Here is a 23,240-nt window from a genome sequence, read left to right on the forward strand (position 1 = left end):
TGACCGCAGTTCTCAATCAGCAGTCGGAGCGTCCCGGAGGACCGGGCGGCCATTCCTTCCGAGCCACAAGCGGCAGACCACCATCAGCCACACCCGGTCCTCCCGGACCGCCTCACATTCTTAGGGAACACCATGACCCGAGGTGGAGCGGGAAACATGCTGGGCGTCGGCGGTACGCGGCGGAACCTCGGCCGCACGGCCCTGCGGGGCGGCGGCCGGGCGGCAGGGTCGGCGGGGGCACGGACCCCACGGCCCAGAAGCGGGAGCTGCTGCGCAGGCTTCAGGAGCGGCGCGAGGCGGAGGAGGCGGGGGGACAGGGCTGACTGTCGCCGGTCAAGCCGGCCACGCCGGTCACTCCGGGGGCCAGGCGTCCCCCCAGTCGGCGTCACGGGCCGCCTTGTAGAGGGGCCCGTGGCGCTTGGTGACGGTGGTCCGGCGCAGGGCGGGCCCGGTCTCCGCCCCGGGGCCGGTCCCGGTCTCCTTCTCGCACAGGTCGAGCAGGACCTGGCCCTTGCGGATCTGCGGCTTGCGGACGACGCGGAAGGAGGCCGGGGCGGCGGGCGGGAAGCGGGTGGCGGCGACGTAGGCGAACTTCTCGTCCTCGTAGGCGAGGGAGCCGCCCTTGACCTGGCGGTGCAGGGAGGAGCGGCTGACCCGGGCCGCGAAGTGGCACCAGTCGGTGCCGGGGACGATGGGGCAGGCGGCGCTGTGCGGGCAGGGCGCGGCGATGTGGAAACCGGCGCCGACGAGGCGGTCACGGGCCTCGATCAGGCGGGTGTAGCCGTCGGGGGTGCCCGGTTCGACGATGACGACGGCCCGCGCCGCCGTGGCCGCGGCGTCGACCAGGGCGGCGCGGTCGGGGGCGGTCAGTTCGTTGAGTACGTAGGAGACGGTGACGAGATCAGTGCTCTCGACGGTGAGCGCCGCTCCGATCCGAGAGCGCTGCCATCGGACGTCCCGTAGCTCCGGGTGGGCGGCGGCGATCTCCCGGCCGAGGGCGAGCGCGGGCTCGGCCCAGTCGAGCACCGTCACCGGCCGCGTCCCCGGCCAGACGGCACCGGCAGCCCAGACCGCGGCGCCGGTCCCGCCGCCGACGTCCACATGAGCGCCCGGTACCCACTCGGGCACGGCCGCGGCGAACTCCTCCAGCGCCGACCGCACCGCCGCGAAGGTCGCGGGCATCCGGTACGCCGCGTACGCCACGGCGTCCGCGCGGTCCCGCAGGATCGGCGCGTCGGTCGGGGTCCGCCCCCGGTAACTGGCGATCAGCCGCTCCACGGCCGCCCGGCCCAGCGGCGCCCAGCCCCGCCCCCCTCAGCCTCCGGCACGGCAGGCCCCACTCACTCAAGCCCCGGTGCCCGGACCCGCCTCACTCGCGCCCCAGCCCCGCCCGCACCAGCCCGCGGCCCCGTCTCACCGCGGTCGCCGAAAGGCGGCAACAGCCCCCGGTCAAACCCCCCGCACCTCCCCCGCCGCCCGCACCGCCCGTGCCACCCTCGTGCCCGCCGCGGCCCTGGGCCCGCTGTTCGGGGGGCGGCGGCGGGGGTGGACGGTGTTGGCGAGGAGGATGAGGTAGGTGTCCGTCGCCGGGTCGAGGACCAGGGACGTGCCGGTGAAGCCGGTGTGGCCCGCGGCGCCCCGGCCCGCCAGTTCGCCCATGAACCAGGGCTGGTCGAGGGAGAAGCCGAGGCCCGGCGGGGTGAGCAGCAGTTCGACGAAGTCGGGGCCGAGGATGCGCGCGGGCCCGTACCCGCCGCCCGCCAGCAGGGCCCGGCAGAAGACGGCGAGGTCCCGCCCCGTGGAGAACAGCCCCGCGTGCCCGGCGACACCGCCGAGCGCCCAGGCGTTCTCGTCGTGGACGACACCCCGCAGCATCCCCCGGTCCGCCTTGGCCCAGGGGCGCCGCTGGTCCTCGGTGGCGGCGGCGCCGGGGCAGGGGCCGAAGGCGGTGGCCGTCATGCCGAGGGGGCGGGTGATGCCGTCGTGGAACAGGACGTCCAGGGACCGGCCGGTGACGCGTTCGAGGACGTACTGGAGGAGGAGCAGGTTCAGGTCGGAGTAGCACCGGTACGCGCCGGGCTCGGTGACCGGCGCCTCGGCGCGCAGCAGGGCGAGCCGCGCGGCCTGGTCGGGGCAGTCGTACAGGGGCAGTTCGGGGCGCAGCCCGGAGGTGTGGGTGAGGAGCTGCCGTACGGTGACGCCGTGCCGGGCGGCGGCGCCGAACTCGGGCAGGTAGGCGCCGACGCGCGCGTCGATGCCGAGCGTGCCCCGTTCGATCTGCTGCACCGCGGCGACGGCCGTGAACAGCTTGGTGAGGGAGGCGAGGTCGAAGGGGGTGTCGACGGTCATCGGCACCCGCTCCCCCGGCGGCAGTTCGACGCCCCGGTCGGTCACCGGGTCGTGGGCGGCGTAGCGCACGGCGTAGCCCGCGGCCTCCTGGAGGGCGAGTACGGGGCCGCGTCCGGCGACCACCACGGCGCCCGCGGCCCAGGGGTCGTCGCCGGTGGTGAGGTCCTGGACCTCGCGGGTCAGCTCGCGCAGTTCGGCGGGGTCGAGTCCGGCCCGCTCCGGAGTGCCGGTGCGCAGTCTCGGCGCGCTCAGCTGTCCCCTCCCTCCAGGCTCGGCCGGGCCTGCCGCGGACGGCACATGCCGACGAAGCAGACCACTGCCACCAGTGTGGCGGTCAACTGGACGACGGCCATGGGTACGGCGGTGTGTTCCCCGGCGATCCCGACGAGCGGGGAGGCGACGGCGCCGATGAGGAACCCGGACGTGCCGAGCAGCGCGGACGCCGATCCGGCGGCGTGCCGCACCCGCAGCAGGGCGAGGGTCTGGGCGTTGGGCAGGGTGATGCCCATCGCGGACATCAGCACGAACAGCGCCGCGGCGACCGGCACCAGACCGGCCTCGCCGAAGACGCCGAGGGTCATCAGCAGCAGCGCGGTGGCGGCGAGGACGATGATGCCGAGGCCGGTGGCGAGCACCCGGTCCAGGCTGACCCGGCCGACCAGTACCCGCCCGTTGAGCTGCCCGGCGGCGACGAGGCCGATGGAGTTGAGGCCGAACAGCAGGCTGAAGGTCTGCGGGGAGGCGCCGTAGATCTCCTGGACGACGAAGGGGGAGGCGGAGACGTAGGCGAAGAGGGCGGCGAAGGTGAAGCCGCCGCAGAGCATGTAGCCGGTGAAGGGCAGGTCGGCGAGGAGTCCGCGGACGGCGCGCACGGTCGCGCCGAAGCCCCCGGCGTGGCGTTCGGCGGGCGGCAGGGTCTCCGGCAGCCGGAACCAGACGACGGCGCCCAGCAGCGCCCCGACGACGGTGAGGACGACGAAGACGCCCCGCCAGTCGGTCACCCGCAGCACCTGTCCGCCGATGAGCGGGGCGATGATCGGTGCGACCCCGGAGATCAGCATGAGGGTGGAGAAGAAGCGGGCCATGGCCAGCCCGTCGTAGAGGTCGCGGGCTACGGCGCGGGCGATGACGATCCCGGCGGCGCCCGCGAGGCCCTGCACCAGCCGGAAGGCGACGAGGGTCTCGACGGTGGGGGCGAAGGCGCACAGGGCGGTGGCGACGACGTACCCGGCGAGGCCGGCGAGCAGCGGGCGGCGGCGCCCCCACCGGTCGCTCAGCGGGCCGACGACGAGCTGGCCGAGCGCCATTCCGGCGAGGCAGGCGGTGAGGGTGAGCTGGACGGTGGCGGCGGGGGCGTGCAGGGAGCTGGTGACCTCCGGCAGGGCCGGGAGGTACATGTCCATCGCGAGCGGGGGAGTGGCGGTGAGTCCGCCGAGGACGAGGGTGACCAGCAGGGAGGTGCGGCGGGTGGCGCGGGCGGCCGGTTCCGGTCCGGTGCCGCCGCGCGGTGCCTTCGCCGGTGTGGCCGCCGGTGCGCTTGTTCCGGCCCCCTGTGATGTTACTGACACGTCCGGTATCGATGCCCCTGGCTCGGGCATGTGCCCCTCCCTCTGCGGTTGATCCGCGACCTATGCTCTCAGCTCGTACAGGTGCTCGGAGCCGGGTCGACGGTGCGAACAGGGTCGGCGGCCGGACGGACAGGAACGGACAGGTGCGGTCGGTGACGACGGACACGGTGGGCAAGGTGCGGTGGGGAGTTCTGGCGACGGGCGGGATCGCGGCCACGTTCACGGCGGATCTGGTGGATCTGCCGGACGCCGAGGTGGTGGCGGTGGCGTCGCGGTCGCAGGCGTCGGCGGAGGCGTTCGCGGAGCGGTTCGGGATCGCCCGGGCGTACGGCGACTGGGCGGCGCTGGCGGCCGACGCGGAGGTGGACGTGGTGTACGTCGCCACTCCGCACTCGGCGCACCGGGCGGCGGCCGGGATGCTGCTGGAGGCCGGGCGCGGGGTGCTGTGCGAGAAGCCGTTCACGCTGAACGTGCGGGAGGCGGAGGAACTGGTCGCGCTGGCGCGGGGGCGCGGGGTCTTCCTGATGGAGGCCATGTGGATGTACTGCAATCCGCACGTGCGGCGACTGAAGGCGCTGGTGGACGACGGGGCGATCGGTGAGGTGCGCACGGTGCAGGCGGACTTCGGGCTGGCGGGCCCGTTCCCGCCCGCGCACCGGCTGCGCGACCCCGCGCAGGGCGGGGGCGCGCTGCTGGACCTGGGCGTGTACCCGGTGTCGTTCGCGCAGTTGCTGCTGGGTGAGCCGTCGGACATCGCGGCGCGAGCAGTGCTCTCGGACGAGGGCGTCGATCTCCAGACGGGTGCCCTGCTCTCGTGGGAGAGCGGTGCTCTCGCTTCGGTGCACTGCTCCATCGTGGGCGGTACGGCCACGGTCGCCTCGGTCACCGGTTCACACGGCCGGATCGACATCCCCGACGGCTTCTTCCACCCCGAGCGTTTCGTCCTGCACCGGGACGGCCGCGACCCGGAGGTCTTCACGGCCGACCCGGCGGACGGGCCCCGCACCAGCTACAAGCACCAGGCACGCGAGGTGATGCGGGCCCTGCGCGCGGGCCGGACGGAGTCCGAACTGGTCCCCCTGGACGGCACCCTGGCGGTGATGCGCACACTGGACGCGATCCGGGACCGGGTGGGCGTCCGCTACCCCGGCGAGGGCGCCGGGGGCGGCGAGCCCGTACCGGTCGCCACCCCGGTCTGAGTCATCAGGCGGGCTTGAGCCCCTGGTCGCCGACCTCGGTGACGAAGGAGGCGGCGGTGGTCAGCGGCGCGTCCGGCGTGGTGACGTACGGCACCGTCCTGAAGTCGGCACGCGCCGCCTGACCGCCGAGGGTGACCGTGACGTACCCGCGCTGCCCGTTGTAGAAGCGCAGGTGCGGGTTGGCGGCCAGGTAGGTGGCCCAGTTGGCGGGCTGGGCCGAGCCGTTGCCGCCGCTGCTGATCGAGCTGGTGACGATCTCCGTGCCCAGCGTCTTCGAACCCTGGTCGGCGAAGTCCCGCTTGACGTCGAACCCGTAGTGCACGTGGACGTCGCCGGTGAGGACCATCAGGTTCTCGATTCCGGCGGCCTCCGCCCCGGCCAGCACCCGCTCGCGGGAGGCCGGGTAGCCGTCCCAGGAGTCCATGGAGACCTTGGAGGGCAGAGTGGTGGAGTTGTACCGCTGGGAGAAGGTGACCTGCTGCGGTACGACGTTCCACAACGCCCGCGACCGCCGCCAGCCGTCGAGCAGCCACCGCTCCTGGGTGGCGCCGGTGAGGGTGCGCGAGGGGTCCTCGGACTCGGGGCCGGGGAACTGCCAGCCGTCGCCGTAGGCCTGGTCGGAGCGGTACTGGCGGGTGTCGAGGACGTCGAACTGGGCGAGCCGTCCCCAGTGCAGGCGCCGGTAGAGCTGCAGGTCGGGGCCGTCGGGGAGCTGGGGGCGGCGCAGCGGCATGTTCTCCCAGTAGGCCCGGTAGGCGGCGGCGCGGCGGAGCAGGAACTCCTCCGGCGGGACGCTGTTCTCGGGGGTGCCGTCGGCGTAGTTGTTCTCGGTTTCGTGGTCGTCCCAGGTGACGACGAACGGGTGCGCGGCGTGCGCGGCGGCGAGGTCGGCGTCCGTCTTGTAGAGGGCGTACCGCAGCCGGTAGTCCTCCAGCGTCACGGTCTCGTGGCCGAAGTGGCCGGGCAGCGTGCCGGTGGCGTAATTACGGGCACCGGCCGATGAGTTGACGGCGTACTCGTACAGGTAGTCGCCGAGGTGGAAGACGACGTCCACGTCCTCCTGGGCGAGGTGCCGGTACGCCGTCCAGTACCCCTGGTCGTAGCGCTGGCAGGAGACCACGCCGAAGGTGAGGGCGGAGACCTCGGCGCCGGTGCCGGGTGCGGTGCGGGTGCGTCCGGCCGGGCTGATCCAGCGGCCGGTGCGGAAGCGGTAGTGGTAGGCGCGGTTCTCGGCGAGGCCGTCGACCTGGACGTGGACGGTGTGGTGGTACTCGGGGTGCGCGGTGGTGGTGCCGCGTCTGACGACCCGGCGGAAGCCCTCGTCGAGGGCCACCTCCCAGGCCACCGGGACCCGCCGGGCGGGCAGTCCGCCGTCGGGCTGGAAGGGGGCGGGGGCGAGCCGGGTCCACAGCAGGACCGATCCGGGCCGCGGGTCGCCGGAGGCGACGCCGAGGGTGAACGGGTCGTCGGCGATCCGCGCGGGGTCCAGTTCGGCGGCGGCCGCGGTGCCCGCGGTGGGCAGGTTCACGGCGAAGGCCAGCGCCGCGGCGGCGCCGGTGAGGGTGAGGAAGCGGCGGCGGCCCAGGTGGCGGGCGGCGGCGCGGAGTTCGGGGGCGTGCTGGGCCGGTGTCTGGCGGGGCGTCATGGGGTCCTCCCTGCGAACATGGGTGCAGGGGGCATTCGAGTGGCCGGGAACGACCTCCACTTGCCACGGACATGACCATCCCGTTGCGGCTCGATGATGAGTTCCGCGGCGCTGCTCCACGCCCCCGTACGCTGCGGCCCCATGAACCCCATGCCAAGCACCCCCAGCGCACCGCGTGTCGCCGTCGTCACCGGCGCCGGATCCGGCATCGGCCGAGCGGTCGCCGTCGAACTGCTGCGCACCGGCTGGGCGGTGGCCCTCGCCGGGCGCCGCCCGGACACCCTCGACGAGACGGCCGCGCTGGTCCCCGGCGGCGACTCGCTCTCCGTACGCTGCGACGTCTCGAGCCCGCCGGACGTCGACGCGCTCTTCACTGCCGTACGCGAGCGCTACGGCCGTCTCGACCTGCTCTTCAACAACGCGGGCACGTTCGGTCCCGGCGGGGTGCCCGTCGAGGACCTCCCCTACGAGGCCTGGCGGCACGTGGTGGACACCAACCTGAACGGGGCGTTCCTGTGCGCCCGGTCGGCCTACCGGCAGATGAAGGAGCAGGACCCCCAGGGCGGCCGGATCATCAACAACGGCTCCATCTCCGCCCACGCCCCACGCCCGCACTCGGTGGCCTACACGGCGACCAAGCACGCCCTGACCGGGCTGACCAAGTCGCTGTCGCTGGACGGGCGGCCGTACCGGATCGCCGTCGGCCAGATCGACATCGGCAACGCGGCGACCGACATGACGGCGAGCATGCGGACGGGGGCGCTCCAGGCCAACGGGGAGGTCACCCCGGAACCGGTGATGGACGTGACCGACGTGGCGCGCACGGTGCGGCACATGGCGGAGCTGCCGCTGGAGGCCAACGTGCAGTTCGCGACGGTGCTGGCGACGGCGATGCCGTACGTCGGGCGGGGCTGAGCCCGGCGCGGACCGTCACATTTTCAACCTGCACAAACGGAAATTGACCGTCCGCTCCATTGCGGCCGGTCATGACCTTATGCTCAACTCTCCTACACAGGAAATTCACACTTGGGGCAAGCCGCCTCCACAGCCACACCGAGGGGGGAGGCGGCAGCCGTTCCACGGCACCGGGTGGGGGTGGACCTCGCGCGGGACCGCGGGGTACGCACCGGCACCGCGGAACGGCTGCCGCACCATCCGCGGCGTCGAAGGCCCTAGGCCTGGCCGGTCTCGAAGCGGGAGATACGGCCGTCGTCCGCGACGGTGAAGCTCCACCGGGTGCGCATCTCACCCCAGGTGTCGTTGCTGTAGCGGGCGATGAGGGCACGGCCGCCGTTCGACTCGTTGTCGACCTCCATATGGCCGTGCGAGGAGAAGATCTCCCGGTCGACCCAGTCCTCCAGGTCACGGTCGGTGCCGTCGTCGGCCATCGTCGCGTCGGGCGTCAGCAGCGCGCGGAAGCCGTCGAGGTCGTGGGAGTTGACGGCGGCGACGAAGGCACGGACGGCCGGGTCGCTGAGCTTCGCGGTCTGAATCGTCATGCGGGCAGCGTCACACCGGGGGCGACGGCTCGCCACCGGAGGCAGCGGCCGGGCGGGACCGGGTGCCCTGACGCACATGCACCCGAACGGCCCCCTCCGAGGCGCCCGGCGGATGTCGGGACGTACGGCCGGTGCGACGGTGGAGACGCGGCACGTCCATCCCCCTCCCGCCGACACCTGGAGTGACTGACCATGATCTCTTGCACCCGCGTCGACCTGGGCCTGCTGCTGCTCCGGCTCGGCACCGGCGGCGTCCTGGCCGCGCACGGCGCGCAGAAGCTGTTCGGCTGGTTCGGCGGCCACGGTATCGAGGGCACGGGCCAGTTCATGGAGTCCGTCGGCTACCGGCCCGGCAAGGCGAGCGCCACCGCGTCGGGCCTGGCCGAGGCGGGCGGCGGCACCCTGCTGGCGCTGGGCCTGGCGACCCCCGCGGCGGGCGCGGCGGCGGCCGGTGCCATGTCGGGGGCGGCCGCGGTGCACACCCCGAACGGTTTCTTCAACGCGAGCGGCGGCTACGAGTACGCCGCGTCCCTCGCCCTGGCCGCCACCGGCATCGCGATCGCGGGCCCCGGCCGCCTCTCCCTCGACCACGCGCTCGGCCACGCCGTCAACCGCGGCTGGATGCTCCCGATCACCTTCGGAGTGACGGCGGCGGTCACGGCGGCGGTGATCGGGGCGCGGGTCAGGCAGCTCCAGAAGGACGCGGAGAGCGAGCAGGAGCCACTGTTCGAGGAGTGAGGGGGCGGGCCGCTGCCCGAACGGGGGCGGCGCGGGCCACCGTCCGGCGGGGGCGCGGGCCACCGCTCCGAGGGGCACGGGCCACTGCCCGACGGGGCGGCGCGAGCCACCGCCCGAAGAGGGACGTCACGGGCCGCTACCCGACGAAGACGCCACGGGCCACCGCCCGAAGAGAGGAAGGCGCGGCTCTAGCGCCGCATGGCAGGCTGCGGGGCATGACCAACCAGGACGCGGCCCCCGCCCCCGCCACCACCTCCTCCGCCTCCCCCTCCGACCTGTGGACGGACATCGACGCCCTGTGGGCGTGGGTGGAGGCCAACCGGCCGTGCGACAGCCGTGAGAGCCTGCTGCTGCGCATGCTCAAACTCCAGGAGGAGGTCGGCGAGGTCGCCCAGGCCGTGATCGGCGCGACCGGCCAGAACCCGCGCAAGGGCACCTCGCACACCTGGGACGACGTACGGGGCGAACTGTGCGACGTGGTGATCACGGCGCTGATCGCGCTGCGGACGCTGACACCGGAGCCGCGGGAGCTGTTCGACCGGCACCGGGCGAAGGTCATGACGCGGTCGCTGGGCGGGCCGGTGGAGCCTGCCTAGGCCGTCGCCCGCTTAAGCGACCCTTAAACACCGGTTAAGCGCCACCGAGAGCCGTCGGACTCTTCACAACTCCGCCCGCAATGGCGGTATTCGGCGTCCCGCGGGAACGGTTGGCCCCTCCAGGCACCCTGCGTAGCATCGGGCTCCGGCTGAGAGCGCTCTCACCCGCGCTCTCAGCACCTCATGTCCCGACCGGCGACTCCCAGCAAGCGATCCCTGGAGCCCCCCACATGACTCCCCGTCACCAGCGCCCCCTCGCCCGCCGCAAGCTGCTCTTCGCCCTCGGCGGAGCGGCGGTGGCGATCCCGGCCGCGGCCACCCTCGCCCCGTACGCCCTGGCGGACGACCCGGACACCGGCGCCACCGCCGCCCCCCTCCCCCTCACGGTCGTCAACGACACCGGCACCTTCGGCAACGCCGAGATCCACCTCTACATCGTCGGCAACCAGGACGGCCGCCAGGTCAGGGTCACCCCCGACGGCACCCTGGCCCCCATCGCCCTCTCGGACAACGGCGCCGACGGCTTCACCGACTACGCCATCAGCCTGGCCGCGGGCGGCGAGACCCGGCTGGACCTCCCCCACATGTCCGGCCGGATCTACGTGGCGCTCGGCGGGAAACTGAAGTTCAAGGCGGTCACGGACGGCGCCGGGAACGCCGCGCTCCAGTACCCGGCGGGCTGGGTGAAGTCCGACCCCAACTACGGGGTGCTGCACGACTGCGCCGAGTTCACGTACAACTCCGCCGGGATGTTCTGCAACACCACCATGGTCGACATGTTCAGCGTGCCGCTGGCCATCCGGCTGACCGGCGCCCAGGACCAGACGACGGGCACGGTACGCCCCGGCGGCCGGGCGGCGGTGTTCGACGCGATCCGCGGGGTCGAGGAGTTCGCCCCGCTGATCGTCGACGACACCCGCGTGATCGCCCCCGGCCACGGCCTGGACGCGGGCCTCTTCCCCGAGGACTACCTGGCCCCGTACATCGACGAGGTCTGGAGCACGTACACCGGCAAGGACCTCACGGTCACCACCAACGCCGGAACCTTCACGGGCCGCGTCCGCGGCGAGCGCCTCGTCTTCGACGGCCCCGCCCAGGTCTCCTTCGCCAAGCCGTCCACCCGGGACGTGCTGTTCTGCGACGGCAACCTGGCCGCCCCGAACGACGGTACGACGGGCCCGGTGGCGGCGATCCTCGGCGCGGCCCTCAACCGCTCGACCGCCCTCTCCTCCCCCACCCAGCCGACGACGGACCCGGCGACCTTCTACACCACCCCCCTCACCAACCACTACGCGAAGGCGGTCCACGCGGCCACGGAGGACGGCCGGGCGTACGGCTTCGCCTTCGACGACGTGGCCGACTTCGCCTCGTACATCCAGGACACGGCACCGACGGGCATCCGCCTGACGCTCACGTCGTTCTGACACCAGTCCGGTCAATCACCCACAGGGGCGGTCATGGCCGTCCCCGGCCCACGAACCCCCGCCACCGTGCCAGCGTGGTGAGCGGAAGATCAACGGGGGCGCGCGATGGGCTGTGATGGTGAGGGCGACACGATTCCGGCGGGTACGCCTGCTGCGCCGGGCCGGTCTCGCGGTGGCGTGCGGCGCGCTGGTGGCACTGGCCGTCGTACTCGTACGCGACGGCGGTGCCGCCGGTGACACGGACACCGTCTCGATGTGGGTGTCGGTGGTGTCCGCCGTACTGTCGGTGTGCGCCTTCGCCGTGGACCTGCTGCGCGGCCAGAACCCCGGCGAGGCGGCTGCGGCCGACGGACGGCAGCAGGCCGCCGACGCCCTCGCCGGGGCGGTCCGGGCGCAGTGGTCCGCGGAGGCCCGCAGACGCCGCCTGCACGACCCCGAACCACTGGACGTCCAGTGGACCCGGGAGGGCCCGCCCCTGGCCGACCACGCCCCGGTGCCACCCCCACGGCAGGCGGACGACGCTTCCCCCGGCCTCGTCGGGCTGTTCACGACGCTCCCCTCCCGACGGCTGGTGGTGCTGGGCGAGGCGGGCGCGGGAAAGTCGGTCCTGGCGGTGCGTTTCGTGCTCGGCACGCTGGAGCGGCGGGAGCCGGGCGAGCCGGTGCCGGTGCTGTTCCCGCTGGCGGCCTGGAACCCGCTCACGACCCCGCTGCGGGACTGGCTGGCCGACCGCCTGGCGACGGACTACGACTCCCTCTCCACCCTCGTGGACGACGGCCGCACCCTCGCGACCGCCCTGCTCGACGACGGCCTGGTCCTGCCCGTGCTGGACGGCTTCGACGAGATCCCGCGGGCCGCGCACGAAGCGGCCCTCCGCCACCTGAACACCGACCTCGACGACCGCCTGCCCGCCCTGCTCACCAGCCGCACCGGTGCCTGGGCGGACGCGGTGCGGAGCGGCGGACCGCTGACGGCCGCGGAGGTGGTGGGCCTACGCCCCCTGGACGTCACCGCGGCCCGGAGCTACCTCACCCGCACGGCCCGCCCGGCCACGACGGTGGCCTGGACACGAGTCCTGACGAACCCTCCACCACCCCTCGTGGAGGCGCTGCGCTCCCCCCTGATGGTGACCCTGGCCCGCACGGTCTACGAGAACCCGGCGAACGACCCGGCCGAACTGACCGACCCGGAACGCTTCCCCACCCGGCGCCACATCGAGGAACGTCTGCTGGACGCCTTCGTCCCCACGGCCTTCGCTGCACAGCGGACCTGGCCCCCGGAAGCGGCCCACCGCTGGCTGACCCACCTGGCCCGCACCCACGGCCCGGACTCCCCCGGCTCCCCCCGGGCCCTGGCCTGGTGGGACCTCCAGGCCACGCTCCCCCGCCCCCTGCGCACCCTGGGCCCGGCCCTCCTGGCCCTCCTGGCCACGGCCGCCCTCCTCGTCCCGATCGCACGGTACGGCGGCGGAGTGATCGCCGACTGGGACAGCTGGGAGTCGAGGGTCCTGAACCTCGCGGGCATCGGCACGGGCCTGGCCTTCGGCCTGGCGTACCTCCTCCCCGCGACCCAGGACACCCCCCAGGGCCCACGCTGGCTGATCCGCACGGCCCTGCGCACGACAGCCGCGGCTTCCGCGGTGGCCCTGCTGCTCGGGTGGCTGGTCCCCCCGCTGGTCAGCTCCCGCCTCGGCGCGGTCCTCACCCCCCGCCCCACCTGGTACCTCAACGGCTGCTGCTTCGGCCTGATCCTGTCCATGATGTTCGCCGTCGCGGGCCTGCCCCGCCGCCCGGCTCCCCTGAGCCTCCCCTGGGCGGGCAGCCCGAGCGGCCCGCAGGCAGCCCGCGTCCTGGGCGCGCTCCTCGCCTTCACGGGCCTGGCGCTCTACGGCTACACCGGCACGGAACTCCCGGCGGCGACCTGCGTCGTGACGGGCCTGGTCCTCCTCCTGGCGGGCACCCGCCGCACGGACCGCGCCCCCGGAACCTACGTCGCCCCCGCCACCGCCCTGCGCGCCTTCGCCCGCGGCCTGCTGCGCGGCTTCGCCGCCTGCACCCTCATCGGCGTCTGCGCGGGAGCGGTGGTCGGCACGGTCAGCGGCACGTTCGCCGCGGTGAAGATCCACCGGGCCACCGACTGGAGCCCCGGCACGGAGATCGAGGGCTGGCGCCTGGGGTACGGCCCGAACGGCAGCCGCACGGCCCGCTCCACGACCCCGCAGCAGACGGTCCTGGTCGAACGGGCCGCCCTCAGCTCCCCCTTCGCCGTGGCCAGGGGCGCCCGAATCCACCGCGACACGGAACTGGCCATGTACACGGGCCCCCTGACGCTACGCCACTCCCCGTCCACGGGCTCCTGGGTAACGAACTGGCCGGGCAGGCACCCCGAGGCCTGGCGGGGCAGACAGGTGGACGCCCACAACATCGTCCTGGCACTGCCGCCCGAGGTCAGGCTCTGGCTGGTCCGCCGGGACGCGGCATCGGTCATCCGGGACGCGGTCGCCCCCCTGCTGGCCTTCGGCGTCCTGGTCGGCACCATCGGCGGCTGCGCGTCGGGCGTCTACCGGGCCCTGAACACCCCCTCGGACACCATCCGCGCCACCAGCCCCCGCACCACCCTGCGCACCGACCGCACCGCCACCCTCATCCGCAGCGCCGTCGCCGCCCTCCTCGCGGGCGCGGTCTGCCTCCTCCTGATCGCCGCGACCGGTCGCGACAGCACCCTGGGCACGATGCACACGGAACTCTGGGTCCCGGTCGGCACCTCGGCCCTCGCCCTGAGCGCCTGGGGCCGCACCGCCACGGCCCGCGTGTGGCTGGCCCTGACGGGCCGGGCCCCCTGGCGCCTGATGACCTTCCTCGACGACGCCCACCGGCACGGCGTGCTCCGCCAGTCGGGCGCGCACTACGAGTTCCGCCACGAACACCTGCGCCACCGCCTGGCGGCGACCTCACCCGAATCGCCCCCGACCGGGCCCCGAGCGGCCCTGAGGCAGAATGCATGACGACAACAGCACCGGTGGGGGGCATGGCTTTGTCGGGCATCACTGTGCCGTTACGGCGGCTGAGATTACGGCGCGGCGCATCGGGAGTGGGATCGGGGCTGGAACGGGCCCGGTCCTTCATGATCCTCGCGACACTGCTCTACCGGATGAGTCATCTCCTCGTCGGCGTCCTGGCCGTCGCCCAGGTCAGGCGCGGCCACCCCGTGCAGTACGCCGGGGTCGCCCTGGCCGTGGGGCTGAGCGCCCTCACCTTCGGCGCCGCGCTGCGACGCGGCTGGTTCGACCGGTGGCACATCGGGGCCGACGTCCTGCTCGCCGGATGTGTGCTGCCGTTCGTCCTGTGGGGGTGGGGCGGTTCACACAGCCCCGACTCGCTCGGCTGGTCGATGCTGCTCGCCACCTCGGGGATGGCCGTGGCGGCGATCGCCCTGGACCGGCTCCAGGCCGTGGCCGCCCTCGTGGTCCTCGCGCTGACCCACCTCATCGTCTACCTCCTGGTCGACGCACGGGCCGGAGTGGTGGTCGGTCACCTCAGCTCGCTGGTGTCGTCCGCCGCGATGGCCGGGATCTTCTGGTGGTACCTGAGGCGTCAGGGGCACCTCCTCGACGAGGCCAACGCCCGTGCGGTGGAAGCGGAGGTGCACCGGGCGCGCTACGCCGAGCGGCTGGCGCACCACCGGGCGCTGCACGACACCGTGCTCGCCACGCTGACCGCCCTCGCGGCCGGCGGGATCGACGGCAACAGTCCGCGGGTGCGGGAGCGGTGCGCGCGTGAGGCCGCCTATCTGCGCAGGCTGATCCAGCGCACCTCCGACGAGTTGCCCCACCACACGGTGGGCGCCGCTCTCGAGGAGGCCGTCGGTTCGGTGGAGAGCCTGGGCCTGCGGGTCACCGCCCAGTACCACGCGCTGCCCGAGGTGCCGCCGGGGGTGGCCGCCGCCCTCGCCGACGCCACCCGCGAGGCGCTCAACAACGTGCGGCGGCACGCGGGCACCGGGCACGCCTTCCTCACCGCGGCCGGGAGCGACGACGGCGGCATCGTCGTCACCGTCGTCGACCGGGGCGCCGGTTTCGACCTGGGGAACCACGTACCGGGCCTCGGGCTGCGCGGCTCGGTGCACGCCCGGATGACGGAGGCCGGTGGCCGGGCCTCGGTGGACTCCGCGCCCGGCGAGGGCGTACGGGTGGAGCTGAGATGGCCGGCGTGACCACGGTCGGCCTCATCGACGACGACCGGATGCTCGTCGACGGCATGCGTTCCTGGCTGCGCGGGGCACCGGAGCTGTGCCTTGAGACATGTGCGGCCACGGTGGCCGAGTACCTCGCCGCGCGCCCGGCGGGAGAGGCCCCCGTCGACGTCGTCCTGCTCGACCTCGTACTGCGCGACGGGTCCGCTCCCGCCGACAACATCCGCCGGCTGCGGGAGACGGGCAGCCGCGTGCTGGTGATCAGCACGGTCCCGGACCGGGCCCGGATCATCGACTCGCTCAGGGCCGGGGCGGACGGCTACCTCACCAAGGACAACGACCTGCGCACCCTGTCCGCCGCCGTCCTGGACATCGCCGCGGGCCACTGCGCGCACTCCCCCGAACTCGCCTTCGCCTGGGCGTACGACAGTGACCCGGGCCGGCCCCGGCTCTCGCCCCGGGAGCGTCAGATCCTGCTCGACTACGCGTCCGGGATGACGCTCAAGTCGGCCGCGCGGCGCGCGGGCATCACCGTCCACACCGCCAAGGACTACCTGGACCGGGTCAAGGCCAAGTACCGGGAGGCGGGCCGCCCGGCCTACACGAAGATCGACCTGGCGCGACGGGTGAGCGAGGACGGCCTCGGCCCGGTCTGACGTCCGGCCCGCCGTGCCGACGGGCGACCCGGCCGCCAGGGCGCCCCCTCCCGATCCGCCCGCCGCAAGCCCCCCAAACTGGCGGCTACGTGGCCCGTCACGGCGTTCGTATTCTCCTGCCCGCGTAGCCCGCCAGGGTGCACCACGGAACTCCACGCAATCCATACCGGCAGACCCCCCATTGGACGCGTCAGGAGACAGGGATGACACAGCGGCACACCGGCCCCTCCTCGGGACGGCTCATCGGCAGGGACACGGAGTTGGCGGAGATCCGGGCAGCGCTGAGCGCCGCGCGCGCGGGCCGGGGCGCGGCCGTGTTCGTCACCGGTGAACCCGGCGTCGGCCGGACCCGGCTGGCCGCCGAGGCCGTCGCGGACGCCCGCGCGGCCGACATGGTCACCGTGCAGGGCCGGGTCGGTACGGCGGGCGCGGGGCTGCCGTACCGGCCGCTGGTCGAGGTGGTCCTCTCGCTGGCCCGCGCGGGACTCGTACCGGACGCCGCGGGGAACGAACCGGTCCTCGCCCGGCTCCTCTCCGATCCGACGGGCCCGGGGGGCGGTGGTCCGCCGCACCTCGCCGTCGCGGAGGCGGTGCTGCGCCTCATCGCCGCGGCGGGCCGCTCCCACGGCTGTCTGGTCGTCCTGGAGGATCTGCACGACGCGGACGCCGGGACCACGACGGCCGTCGAATACCTGCTGGACAACATCGGGCAGCAGCCCGCCACGCTCCTGCTCACGGCCGCGCAGGTCCCCTGCCTCGCGACCGACCTGGCCGCGCGGGCCCGCCAGAACGGATCGGCCGTCACCATCGGTCTGGGCGCCCTGGACCGGACCGGCGTCCGTCACCTCCTGGCGGCCGAGCTGGCCGGCGACCCGGCCGACATCGACCCCGGGCTGGTGGAGCGGGTGCTGGCCGACAGCGCCGGGATCCCGTTCGTCATCAAGGAGTGCCTGGCACAGCGCCGTGACGCGGCCGGTCAGGCCCCCGTCCCACCGGCCATAGCCCGCAGCGTGCGCCGTCGGGCCACCGCCCTCGGCCCCGTCGGAGTGGCCTTCCTGAGCACGGCCGCCCTGCTGGGGGAGCGTCTGGCCCCTGACGTGGCGCGGCGCGCCGTCGGGTGTGACGGCGCGGAGTCCTCCCGGATCCTGCGGGCGGCGACCGCGTCGTACCTCATCGTTCCGGACGGGGACGGTCACGTCTTCCGGCACCGGTTGGTGGGCCGCGCCCTGTGCGCCGAGCTGGACGCGGGGGTGCGCGCCGAGTACGCGCGCCGGGCGGCGCTCGCGGTGGCCGAGCTGTACCCGGGGCTGCCCGGGGAGTGGTGCTTACGCCTCGCCGAGTTGCACGCGCTCGTGGGCGATACGGAGGAGGCGGCGCGCCTGTACGGTCTGGCGGCGGAACGGGCCGCGGGCCCCGAATCGGCACGGCGGGCGGTCGCCCTGCTGGAGCGCGCCAGGGAACTCCTCGCGGCGGGCGGCGGGCCGGAGTCGGAGTTACGGATCGACATCCTGGAACGTCTGCTGGACGCCGTGGTCCCTGCGGCCCGCCTCGATCTGCTCCCCGGGCTGGCCGCCGCCGTAGCCGCCCTCGGGGAGTCGGGTCTCCCCCCGGTGCGGCGGGCCGGGCTGCACGCACGGCTGGCCCTCGCGTTCGGCCTCGCCGGCCGGCCGACGGCGGCTCTGGAGCACCTCGACCTCTCCCGGACGTTGTGCGACACCGGCCAGGACCATCCCGACGGGGCCCTCGTGGACCTGGCCGCGGCCCATGTCGAACCGCTCCGGCTGGCGCCCGGACGGCTGCGCACCGCCACCGAGTCGGCCCGTCGCGCACTGGACGCGGCACAGCGCCGCGAGCAGCCCGCTCTGGCCTGCCGGGCCATGCTGGCGCTCAGCCGCCTCACCGCGGACGGGGACGAGCCGGCCGCGGTGAGCCATCTCCATGACGTCCGCTCGACGGCGCACGCGCACCAGTGGCCCGTCCTGCGGGTCTCCGCCGACGTCGCGCTGGCCGCGCTCGCCGCGCGTCGTGACGGCCGGACCGAGCATCTGGAGATCGCCCGCCGGGAGGCGTCGCGCCTCGGGGTGCGGCCGCTCGCGCACGAGGCCGGGTTCCTGCTCGCCGTGGAGGAGATCAGGCGGGGCGAGTTCACCGCGGCCGGGGCCCGCATCCACACGGCCATCGCCGACGCGACCCGGCACGGGCTCGGCCGGGACCTGGCCCGGCTGTGGCTCGCCGAGGCGATCCGGCACGCCCACCGCGGTCGGCGCGCGCGGATGCGCGAGGCGCTGGAGCGGCTCGCACCCCTGACCGGCGGGGCACCGGAGACCCGGGCCGCGGCCCATGGACTGGCGCGCGCGTTCTGCTCCCTGCTGGAGGAACAGCCGGAGGACGCCGAGCGGGAGTTGGCGCGGGCGCTCGCCCATGACGCTGAGAACCCGGCGACCGGTGACTTCGGACGCCACGGCCTCGGCCTGCTGCTGGGCACCCTGGCGGGCCGCGCCGGGCGTGGGCACCACACGGACGCGATGGCCGCGAGTGTGGCGGGCACCCGCTGGAACCGGGTGTTCGTCGCCCTGGCCGACGCCGTGCTCCTCGGCCGTGAAGGGCACCCGGCCGAGGCGATCGCCGCCACGCACGCGGCGCTCCAGGCCGCCCGGCCCTATCCCGTGGCGCGTCACCTCGGGCTGCGTCTGGTCGCGCGCGAGGCCTACGACGAGGGCTGGGGCGCGCCGGTGGACTGGCTGCGCGGGGCGGAGGCGTACTTCCACGACGCCGACGTTCCGGCCGTCGCCGCTGCCTGCCGCGCGCTGCTGCGCCGCATGGGGGTGTCGGTCCGGCAGCGGCGCCAGGGGTTCGAGCGGGTACCGCACGACCTGCGCCGGCACGGCGTGACCGTACGCGAGTTCGAGGTCGCGCGGTTGCTGGCCGAGCGCATCAGCAACAAGGAGATCGCGGCCCGGCTGCACATCTCGCCGCGCACCGTCGAGAAGCACGTGTCGAGCCTCCTCCAGAAGACGGGCCACCCCAATCGCGCGGTGTTCGCCAGGGCCACCGATCTGGCGAACACCGTTCTCTAGGGCCTGTCGTCATGCCTTCAGGACGGCAGCGCCGCGGGCGCCAGGTCCACCACCCGGTCGAAGCCCCGGTCCAGGTCCTCGTCCCCGTGGTGCACGACCAGCAGCGCGCGTCCGTCGGCGCGGGACCGCAGCGCCCGCAGCACCAGGGCCCGGCCCCGGTCGTCGAGGTTCGCGAACGGCTCGTCGGCCAGGTAGACGTCCGCGTCCTGCGACAGCAGCGCGGCGACGCCGACCCGCTGGCGCTGCCCGGAGGACAGTTCCGAGGGCAGTTGGTCGGCCAGGTCGTCCAGCCCGAACGACGTACGCAGCCCGGCGTCGGCGACCAGTTCGCGCACCGGCAGCGGAGGCAGTTGCACGGGGGCGGTCAGGCTCGCCACCCGGGGCGGCAGGGTGACGGTGCCGGCGTCGGGCGCGAGGGTTCCGGAGAGGATGTGCAGGAGCGTGGTCTTCCCGCAGCCGTTGGGGCCGCGCAGGATGACGTGCTCGCCAGGACGCAGTTCGAAGTCGTCGAACACGATGTCCCTGCCCTCCTCCCTGCCCTCGTCCCCGCCTCCGCCGCCGTACCGGACGCGGACGTCGTGTACGCGGACCAGGGGGCCCTCCTGGTGGTACGGCGCCCGCTCGACGGCCCGCAGGGACTCGATGCGCTTGAGGACGGCCCTGTTCCGGCGGACCTGCGGGATCATGTTGACCAGTTCGAAGATGCCGGTGATGGCCCGCCACAGCGAGTTCACGAAGGCGAGGAAGCTGCCGAACGACATCCTCCCGGTGAACACGAAGAACGCGCCGATCACCATCGACGCGGTGTCGGAGAGGTTCATCACCAGGTCGCTCAGCGTGTGCTGCTTCTGCGTCAGCCGGTAGTTGTCGAACTTGATGCCGAGGAACCCGTCGAGTGCCCGCCGGTTCGCCGCCCGGGTGCCGGGCAGCAGCATCGGCAGACCGCGCAGCGCCTGGAACGACTCCAGCGTCCGGGTCAACCGGCCTATGTAGCGTGCCTCGGCCTCCCGCTCGGGCTCCGTGTTCCTCTCGATGCGCCCCGCCAGCCGGTTGCTCACCAGGACCAGCGGCGGCACGATCACCAGCAGGACCAGGCTCGCCTGCCACGACAGCCACAGCAGCACGCCGAGGAACACCACCGAGGAGACGGTCTGCCGGGCGACCCGGATGCAGACGTCGACGGCAGGCAGCACGCCCTCGGAGACGTCGTTGTGGATGCGGCTGACGTAGGAGGTGTTGCCGGCCTCCGACATCTGCCGGCCGTCCAGCCCGAGCGTGTTGTCGAGCAGTTCCATCTCCAGCACCAGCGTGAACCGGTTCTCGTACCGCTTGCGCCACCAGGCGATCCAGTAGCCCCCCAGGTTGAGTCCCAGCCCGAGCACCAGATAGCCGGTGCCCAGCACCAGGAAACGGCTGAAGTCGGTGGTGAGGATCGCCTGGTCGAACAGGGCCTTGAGGAGCAGCGGGTGCAGCAGTGCCTCGGTCCCGCCCTTCACCGCCTCGGCGAGGGCGATGACGACGAACCCGGTCCGGTGGCCGCGCAGGGTGAGCCACAACTGCCTCATCGCGCGGCCTCGTCCAGCAGGAAGTCGGGCGTACCACCGTGGTTGACCCGGTGCAGCACCCTGAGCACCCCCGCGGACCCGGTGAGGTAGTCGGTGGAGCAGCGCAGCAGTCCCTCACCTGGAAGGGCGAGCGGCACCACGCCGTCCTGGCGTGCGATGCCGAAGCGCTGAGCGGGCTCGAAGAGGAACGCCCGGCGTACGAAGTCCAGTTGCCGCAACGCCAGGTCCCGGTAGGAGCGCTCGCCGGTGAACTCGGCGGCGTCCAGGAGCGCGTCGGCGATCCCGGCCATGCCGAAGCCGTACCCCGGGAGGATGGAGTGCCGGACGTCGAGGCCCTCCAGTACCGTGCGTGCGTTCTCCAGGTCGCCGTAGCGCAGCAGCACCTGCGCCACACCGGCGGAGCCCACTTCGACGTACGGCTCCAGGGTTCCCTCGTGCTCGAACATGACCGGCCCGCCGTCGTCGACCGGTCTGGCGTGGTCCATCTCCCAGGCGAGCGCGCCCCACCCGAGCCGTAAATAGGACTCCTCCCCCGTGACCTGGTACATCCGCAGCAGGAACAGGGCCACGCCCGCCTGCCCGAACCCCAGCCCGGTCAGCGGCCCGTTCTTCGAGAAGTCGTTCAGCCAGTACACGTGTCGGCCGTCGCGCCGCGCACGCTCGCCCAGCGCCCGTGCGCACGCCTCGGCGGCCGTGAGGTCCCGTGGATCACCACCGCGCAGGTAGAAGCGCAGATCGGTCATGCCGAGGCCCGCGAGACCGTAGTAGAAGGTGTGGTCCCCGTGGTCGAAGGCCCGTTGGTTGGCCCGGGTCAGCAGCTTCCGGGCGGCCGACGGCAGTCCGAGTGAGTCGGCCGCCCAGGCGAGTCCCGCCAGACCGCACATCAGACCGTCCGGGTACTCGTCCACGTCGATGTCGTCGAGGCGTGCGCGCAGCCAGTCCAGCCAGGCCGGTCGCAGCGGCACACCGGAGGCGTGGAGCGCCCACAGGACTCCGCTCGCGCCGAAGCCGAGGCTGAGCGAGTTGGTGACATGGGCGAACGGGTCGACGGGGAAGAGCGTTTCCCGTTCCGGGTCGGCGACGGCCCGGACGAACGCGGCCACACCCGCCTCCGTGACCGCCAGGCCGGGCTTCTCCTCCACCACCGGCACGGGCGGAGCCGTCACACCGCCGAGGAGTTCCTCCTCGTTCTCCAGGAGGTCCAGCACCTCGCCCAGCCCGATCCTCGCGTGTGCCAGGTCCGTGACGAGGCCGTGGACCCGCTCCGGCCATCCGAGGCCGTCGAAGAAGATCCGGAAGGTGTCGAAGATGTCCTCACGCAGATGGGACATCGCCGCGATCGGGAAGACGAAGTAGGCCATGGTGGTGGCCAACCCGTAGAGGTCGCCCTCCGTCCCGCGCGCCTCGAAACCGTTCCGGGAGAGGCTGAACCCCGGGGTGAACAGCTCGACCGGCCTCTCCAGCGACGTCTCACCGTCCTCGCCGTCGCCGTCGCCGTCGGCACCGGCCAGCCGGCAGGCCTCCAGGTCGATGACGGTCACCTCATGGGTGCCGGGATCGATGAGCAGGTTGGCGGCGGTCAGGTCACCGAGGATCACCCCACGCTCGTGGGCGGTGCGCACGGCACGGACGAGGCTGCGGAAGACGGCGAGGTAGATCCGCAGGAAGTCCCGCGAGCGTTCCACGTCGAAGCCGGGGCGGGCCAGCGGATTGCGTTCCAGGAGCACGCCGCGGATGTCGGAGCCCTCGATGAACTCCTCGGCGATGTAGTGGTGCTCCCAGTGCCGGAACTCGGCGATCGGCTCGGGGAAGCGGCCGGTCCCGGCGAGCCGGTTGAGGAAGCGCCACTCCCGGCGCAGGACGTCCACGGCGTCGTACCCCTGGCGCGGGTTGACGTTGGTGTGCGGGCGTGCCTCCTTGAGCACCACCTTGCGGTCACCGTCCGCGGTGTCCTGTGCCGTGTACACCCCACCGCCGTTGGAGAACTGGATCGCCCCGGTCACCCGGAACCGGCCGCCCAGCAGTGTGCCGTCCTGTTCGGGCTCCTCGGCCGGCTTCCAGTCCTCGAACGGCCACGGCACCCACCAGGGCTGCGCGTAGCCGAGGGCACGGTTGTCGGGTACGGGCCCGTCCGGGCCGTTGATCTGCGGCCGCCGCCGTCCGAGGACATCGACGACATGGGTGTCGAGGAACTGGCCGTAGCGGAAGTACAGCGCCTTGCTGTCCCGGTACCTCAGGTCGGACAGCACATAGGCGCCCTCGGCACCCTCCAGGAGGCGGGCCAGATCCGCCAGGCACGCCCGGAACTCCGCGTCGTCGCGCGGATACACGGTGACCAGCTTGCCGCTGTTGCCGCGGGACATGGCCTTCGAGTTGAGCATCTCGAACACGTTGAGGTCCAGGGCGATCTTGAAGTCGGCGCCGCGCCCGGTGAGGTACCCGACGACGGTCGCGGCGACCTCGTGCACGCGGTCCAGCCCCGCCGACACATGGATCTTCCATCCCTGGGCCGGGAGGTCGGGGTTGTGCCGGTGGCTCCACCAGATGCCGCTGCGCACGAACCGCTCACGGGTCCGCTCGTCGAGCCCGGCGATGAAGTGGTCGGCCCGCGGCTCGTAGTAGTCGGCGAGCGGGTCGAAGAACAGCGTGTCGTTCCAGGCGAAGAGGAAACGATGGACCCAGCGTTCGTTGCGCATGCCTGCCTCTGTGTTCTCGGCCTCTGTTGCTTCGTCT

The 23,240-nt window shown here is 73.5% G+C and carries 15 protein-coding genes and 2 pseudogenes; 10 read left to right on the forward strand and 7 right to left on the reverse strand.

The window, feature by feature from the left end; genetic code table 11:
• Window positions 1-156 precede the first annotated feature (156 nt).
• A pseudogene (locus KBY47_RS36610) lies at window positions 157-323 on the forward strand (DUF6243 family protein).
• 28 nt (window positions 324-351) lie between these two features.
• Here KBY47_RS36610 and KBY47_RS19660 read toward each other — a convergent pair.
• The 3 genes and pseudogenes from KBY47_RS19660 to KBY47_RS19670 form a co-directional block, all read right to left on the reverse strand.
• Window positions 352-1,281 (reverse strand): annotated as a pseudogene (locus KBY47_RS19660) (small ribosomal subunit Rsm22 family protein); the annotation flags it as partial.
• Window positions 1,282-1,449: 168 nt separating this feature from the next.
• A complete protein-coding gene (locus KBY47_RS19665) occupies window positions 1,450-2,646 on the reverse strand; it encodes a serine hydrolase (protein ID WP_210922490.1) in 1,197 nt (398 codons plus the stop codon).
• Window positions 2,598-3,947, reverse strand: a complete 1,350-nt coding sequence (locus KBY47_RS19670; RefSeq protein WP_210922491.1) for a multidrug effflux MFS transporter — start codon at window positions 3,945-3,947, stop codon at window positions 2,598-2,600. The genes KBY47_RS19665 and KBY47_RS19670 overlap by 49 nt, the downstream gene beginning before the upstream one ends.
• 122 nt (window positions 3,948-4,069) lie before the next feature.
• Between KBY47_RS19670 and KBY47_RS19675 the strand changes: the two genes are divergently transcribed.
• Complete coding sequence (locus tag KBY47_RS19675) at window positions 4,070-5,116, forward strand: Gfo/Idh/MocA family oxidoreductase (protein ID WP_308405208.1); 1,047 nt, start codon at window positions 4,070-4,072, stop codon at window positions 5,114-5,116.
• A gap of 4 nt (window positions 5,117-5,120) precedes the next feature.
• Here KBY47_RS19675 and KBY47_RS19680 read toward each other — a convergent pair whose 3' ends face one another.
• Window positions 5,121-6,761, reverse strand: coding sequence for an alkaline phosphatase (locus KBY47_RS19680; protein ID WP_210922493.1), 1,641 nt, complete (start codon window positions 6,759-6,761; stop codon window positions 5,121-5,123).
• Window positions 6,762-6,911: 150 nt separating this feature from the next.
• Between KBY47_RS19680 and KBY47_RS19685 the strand changes: the two genes are divergently transcribed.
• Window positions 6,912-7,676, forward strand: a complete 765-nt coding sequence (locus KBY47_RS19685; protein WP_210922614.1) for an SDR family oxidoreductase — start codon at window positions 6,912-6,914, stop codon at window positions 7,674-7,676.
• A gap of 257 nt (window positions 7,677-7,933) precedes the next feature.
• Here KBY47_RS19685 and KBY47_RS19690 read toward each other — a convergent pair whose 3' ends face one another.
• The gene (locus KBY47_RS19690; RefSeq protein WP_210922494.1) at window positions 7,934-8,260 is read right to left on the reverse strand and encodes a nuclear transport factor 2 family protein; all 327 of its coding nucleotides are present in this window, start codon (window positions 8,258-8,260) and stop codon (window positions 7,934-7,936) included.
• A gap of 192 nt (window positions 8,261-8,452) precedes the next feature.
• On the opposite strand from KBY47_RS19690, the gene KBY47_RS19695 reads away from it, so the two are divergent.
• From KBY47_RS19695 to KBY47_RS19725, 7 genes are all read left to right on the forward strand, one after another.
• The gene (locus tag KBY47_RS19695; RefSeq protein ID WP_210922495.1) at window positions 8,453-8,998 is read left to right on the forward strand and encodes a DoxX family protein; all 546 of its coding nucleotides are present in this window, start codon (window positions 8,453-8,455) and stop codon (window positions 8,996-8,998) included.
• Window positions 8,999-9,213: 215 nt separating this feature from the next.
• Window positions 9,214-9,594, forward strand: coding sequence for a MazG-like family protein (locus KBY47_RS19700; protein ID WP_210922496.1), 381 nt, complete (start codon window positions 9,214-9,216; stop codon window positions 9,592-9,594).
• 230 nt (window positions 9,595-9,824) lie between these two features.
• Entirely contained in the window at window positions 9,825-11,018 is a 1,194-nt protein-coding gene (locus KBY47_RS19705; protein WP_210922497.1) for a glycoside hydrolase family 64 protein, read from the forward strand.
• A 118-nt stretch (window positions 11,019-11,136) separates the two neighbouring features.
• The gene (locus KBY47_RS19710; RefSeq protein WP_210922498.1) at window positions 11,137-14,022 is read left to right on the forward strand and encodes an NACHT domain-containing NTPase; all 2,886 of its coding nucleotides are present in this window, start codon (window positions 11,137-11,139) and stop codon (window positions 14,020-14,022) included.
• A gap of 119 nt (window positions 14,023-14,141) precedes the next feature.
• Entirely contained in the window at window positions 14,142-15,230 is a 1,089-nt protein-coding gene (locus KBY47_RS19715; protein ID WP_210922499.1) for a sensor histidine kinase, read from the forward strand.
• Window positions 15,218-15,865, forward strand: a complete 648-nt coding sequence (locus KBY47_RS19720) for a response regulator (protein WP_210922500.1) — start codon at window positions 15,218-15,220, stop codon at window positions 15,863-15,865. Before KBY47_RS19715 ends, KBY47_RS19720 begins: the two co-directional genes overlap by 13 nt.
• Window positions 15,866-16,068: 203 nt before the next feature.
• Complete coding sequence (locus KBY47_RS19725; RefSeq protein ID WP_210922501.1) at window positions 16,069-18,942, forward strand: LuxR family transcriptional regulator; 2,874 nt, start codon at window positions 16,069-16,071, stop codon at window positions 18,940-18,942.
• A gap of 17 nt (window positions 18,943-18,959) precedes the next feature.
• On the opposite strand, the gene KBY47_RS19730 is transcribed toward KBY47_RS19725, so the two are convergent.
• Both KBY47_RS19730 and lanKC read right to left on the reverse strand, forming a co-directional pair.
• The gene (locus KBY47_RS19730; RefSeq protein ID WP_210922502.1) at window positions 18,960-20,507 is read right to left on the reverse strand and encodes an ABC transporter ATP-binding protein; all 1,548 of its coding nucleotides are present in this window, start codon (window positions 20,505-20,507) and stop codon (window positions 18,960-18,962) included.
• Window positions 20,504-23,203, reverse strand: a complete 2,700-nt coding sequence (gene lanKC, locus KBY47_RS19735; protein WP_210922503.1) for a class III lanthionine synthetase LanKC — start codon at window positions 23,201-23,203, stop codon at window positions 20,504-20,506. Before lanKC ends, KBY47_RS19730 begins: the two co-directional genes overlap by 4 nt.
• Window positions 23,204-23,240: the final 37 nt, after the last annotated feature.

The sequence above is a fragment of the Streptomyces sp. B93 genome (genome assembly GCF_018070565.1).
GTDB lineage: Bacteria > Actinomycetota > Actinomycetes > Streptomycetales > Streptomycetaceae > Streptomyces.

Excerpts from the sequence above, each read along its gene's own strand:
- KBY47_RS19680 (WP_210922493.1), bottom strand. The coding sequence starts at position 6,761 with ATGACGCCCCGCCAGACACCGGCCCAGCACGCCCCCGAACTCCGCGCC.
- KBY47_RS19715 (WP_210922499.1), top strand. The coding sequence starts at position 14,142 with ATGATCCTCGCGACACTGCTCTACCGGATGAGTCATCTCCTCGTCGGC.
- lanKC (WP_210922503.1), bottom strand. The coding sequence starts at position 23,203 with ATGCGCAACGAACGCTGGGTCCATCGTTTCCTCTTCGCCTGGAACGAC.
- KBY47_RS19725 (WP_210922501.1), top strand. The coding sequence starts at position 16,069 with ATGACACAGCGGCACACCGGCCCCTCCTCGGGACGGCTCATCGGCAGG.
- KBY47_RS19670 (WP_210922491.1), bottom strand. The coding sequence starts at position 3,947 with ATGCCCGAGCCAGGGGCATCGATACCGGACGTGTCAGTAACATCACAG.
- KBY47_RS19690 (WP_210922494.1), bottom strand. The coding sequence starts at position 8,260 with ATGACGATTCAGACCGCGAAGCTCAGCGACCCGGCCGTCCGTGCCTTC.
- KBY47_RS19705 (WP_210922497.1), top strand. The coding sequence starts at position 9,825 with ATGACTCCCCGTCACCAGCGCCCCCTCGCCCGCCGCAAGCTGCTCTTC.
- KBY47_RS19685 (WP_210922614.1), top strand. The coding sequence starts at position 6,912 with ATGCCAAGCACCCCCAGCGCACCGCGTGTCGCCGTCGTCACCGGCGCC.
- KBY47_RS19720 (WP_210922500.1), top strand. The coding sequence starts at position 15,218 with ATGGCCGGCGTGACCACGGTCGGCCTCATCGACGACGACCGGATGCTC.
- KBY47_RS19700 (WP_210922496.1), top strand. The coding sequence starts at position 9,214 with ATGACCAACCAGGACGCGGCCCCCGCCCCCGCCACCACCTCCTCCGCC.
- KBY47_RS19730 (WP_210922502.1), bottom strand. The coding sequence starts at position 20,507 with ATGAGGCAGTTGTGGCTCACCCTGCGCGGCCACCGGACCGGGTTCGTC.
- KBY47_RS19695 (WP_210922495.1), top strand. The coding sequence starts at position 8,453 with ATGATCTCTTGCACCCGCGTCGACCTGGGCCTGCTGCTGCTCCGGCTC.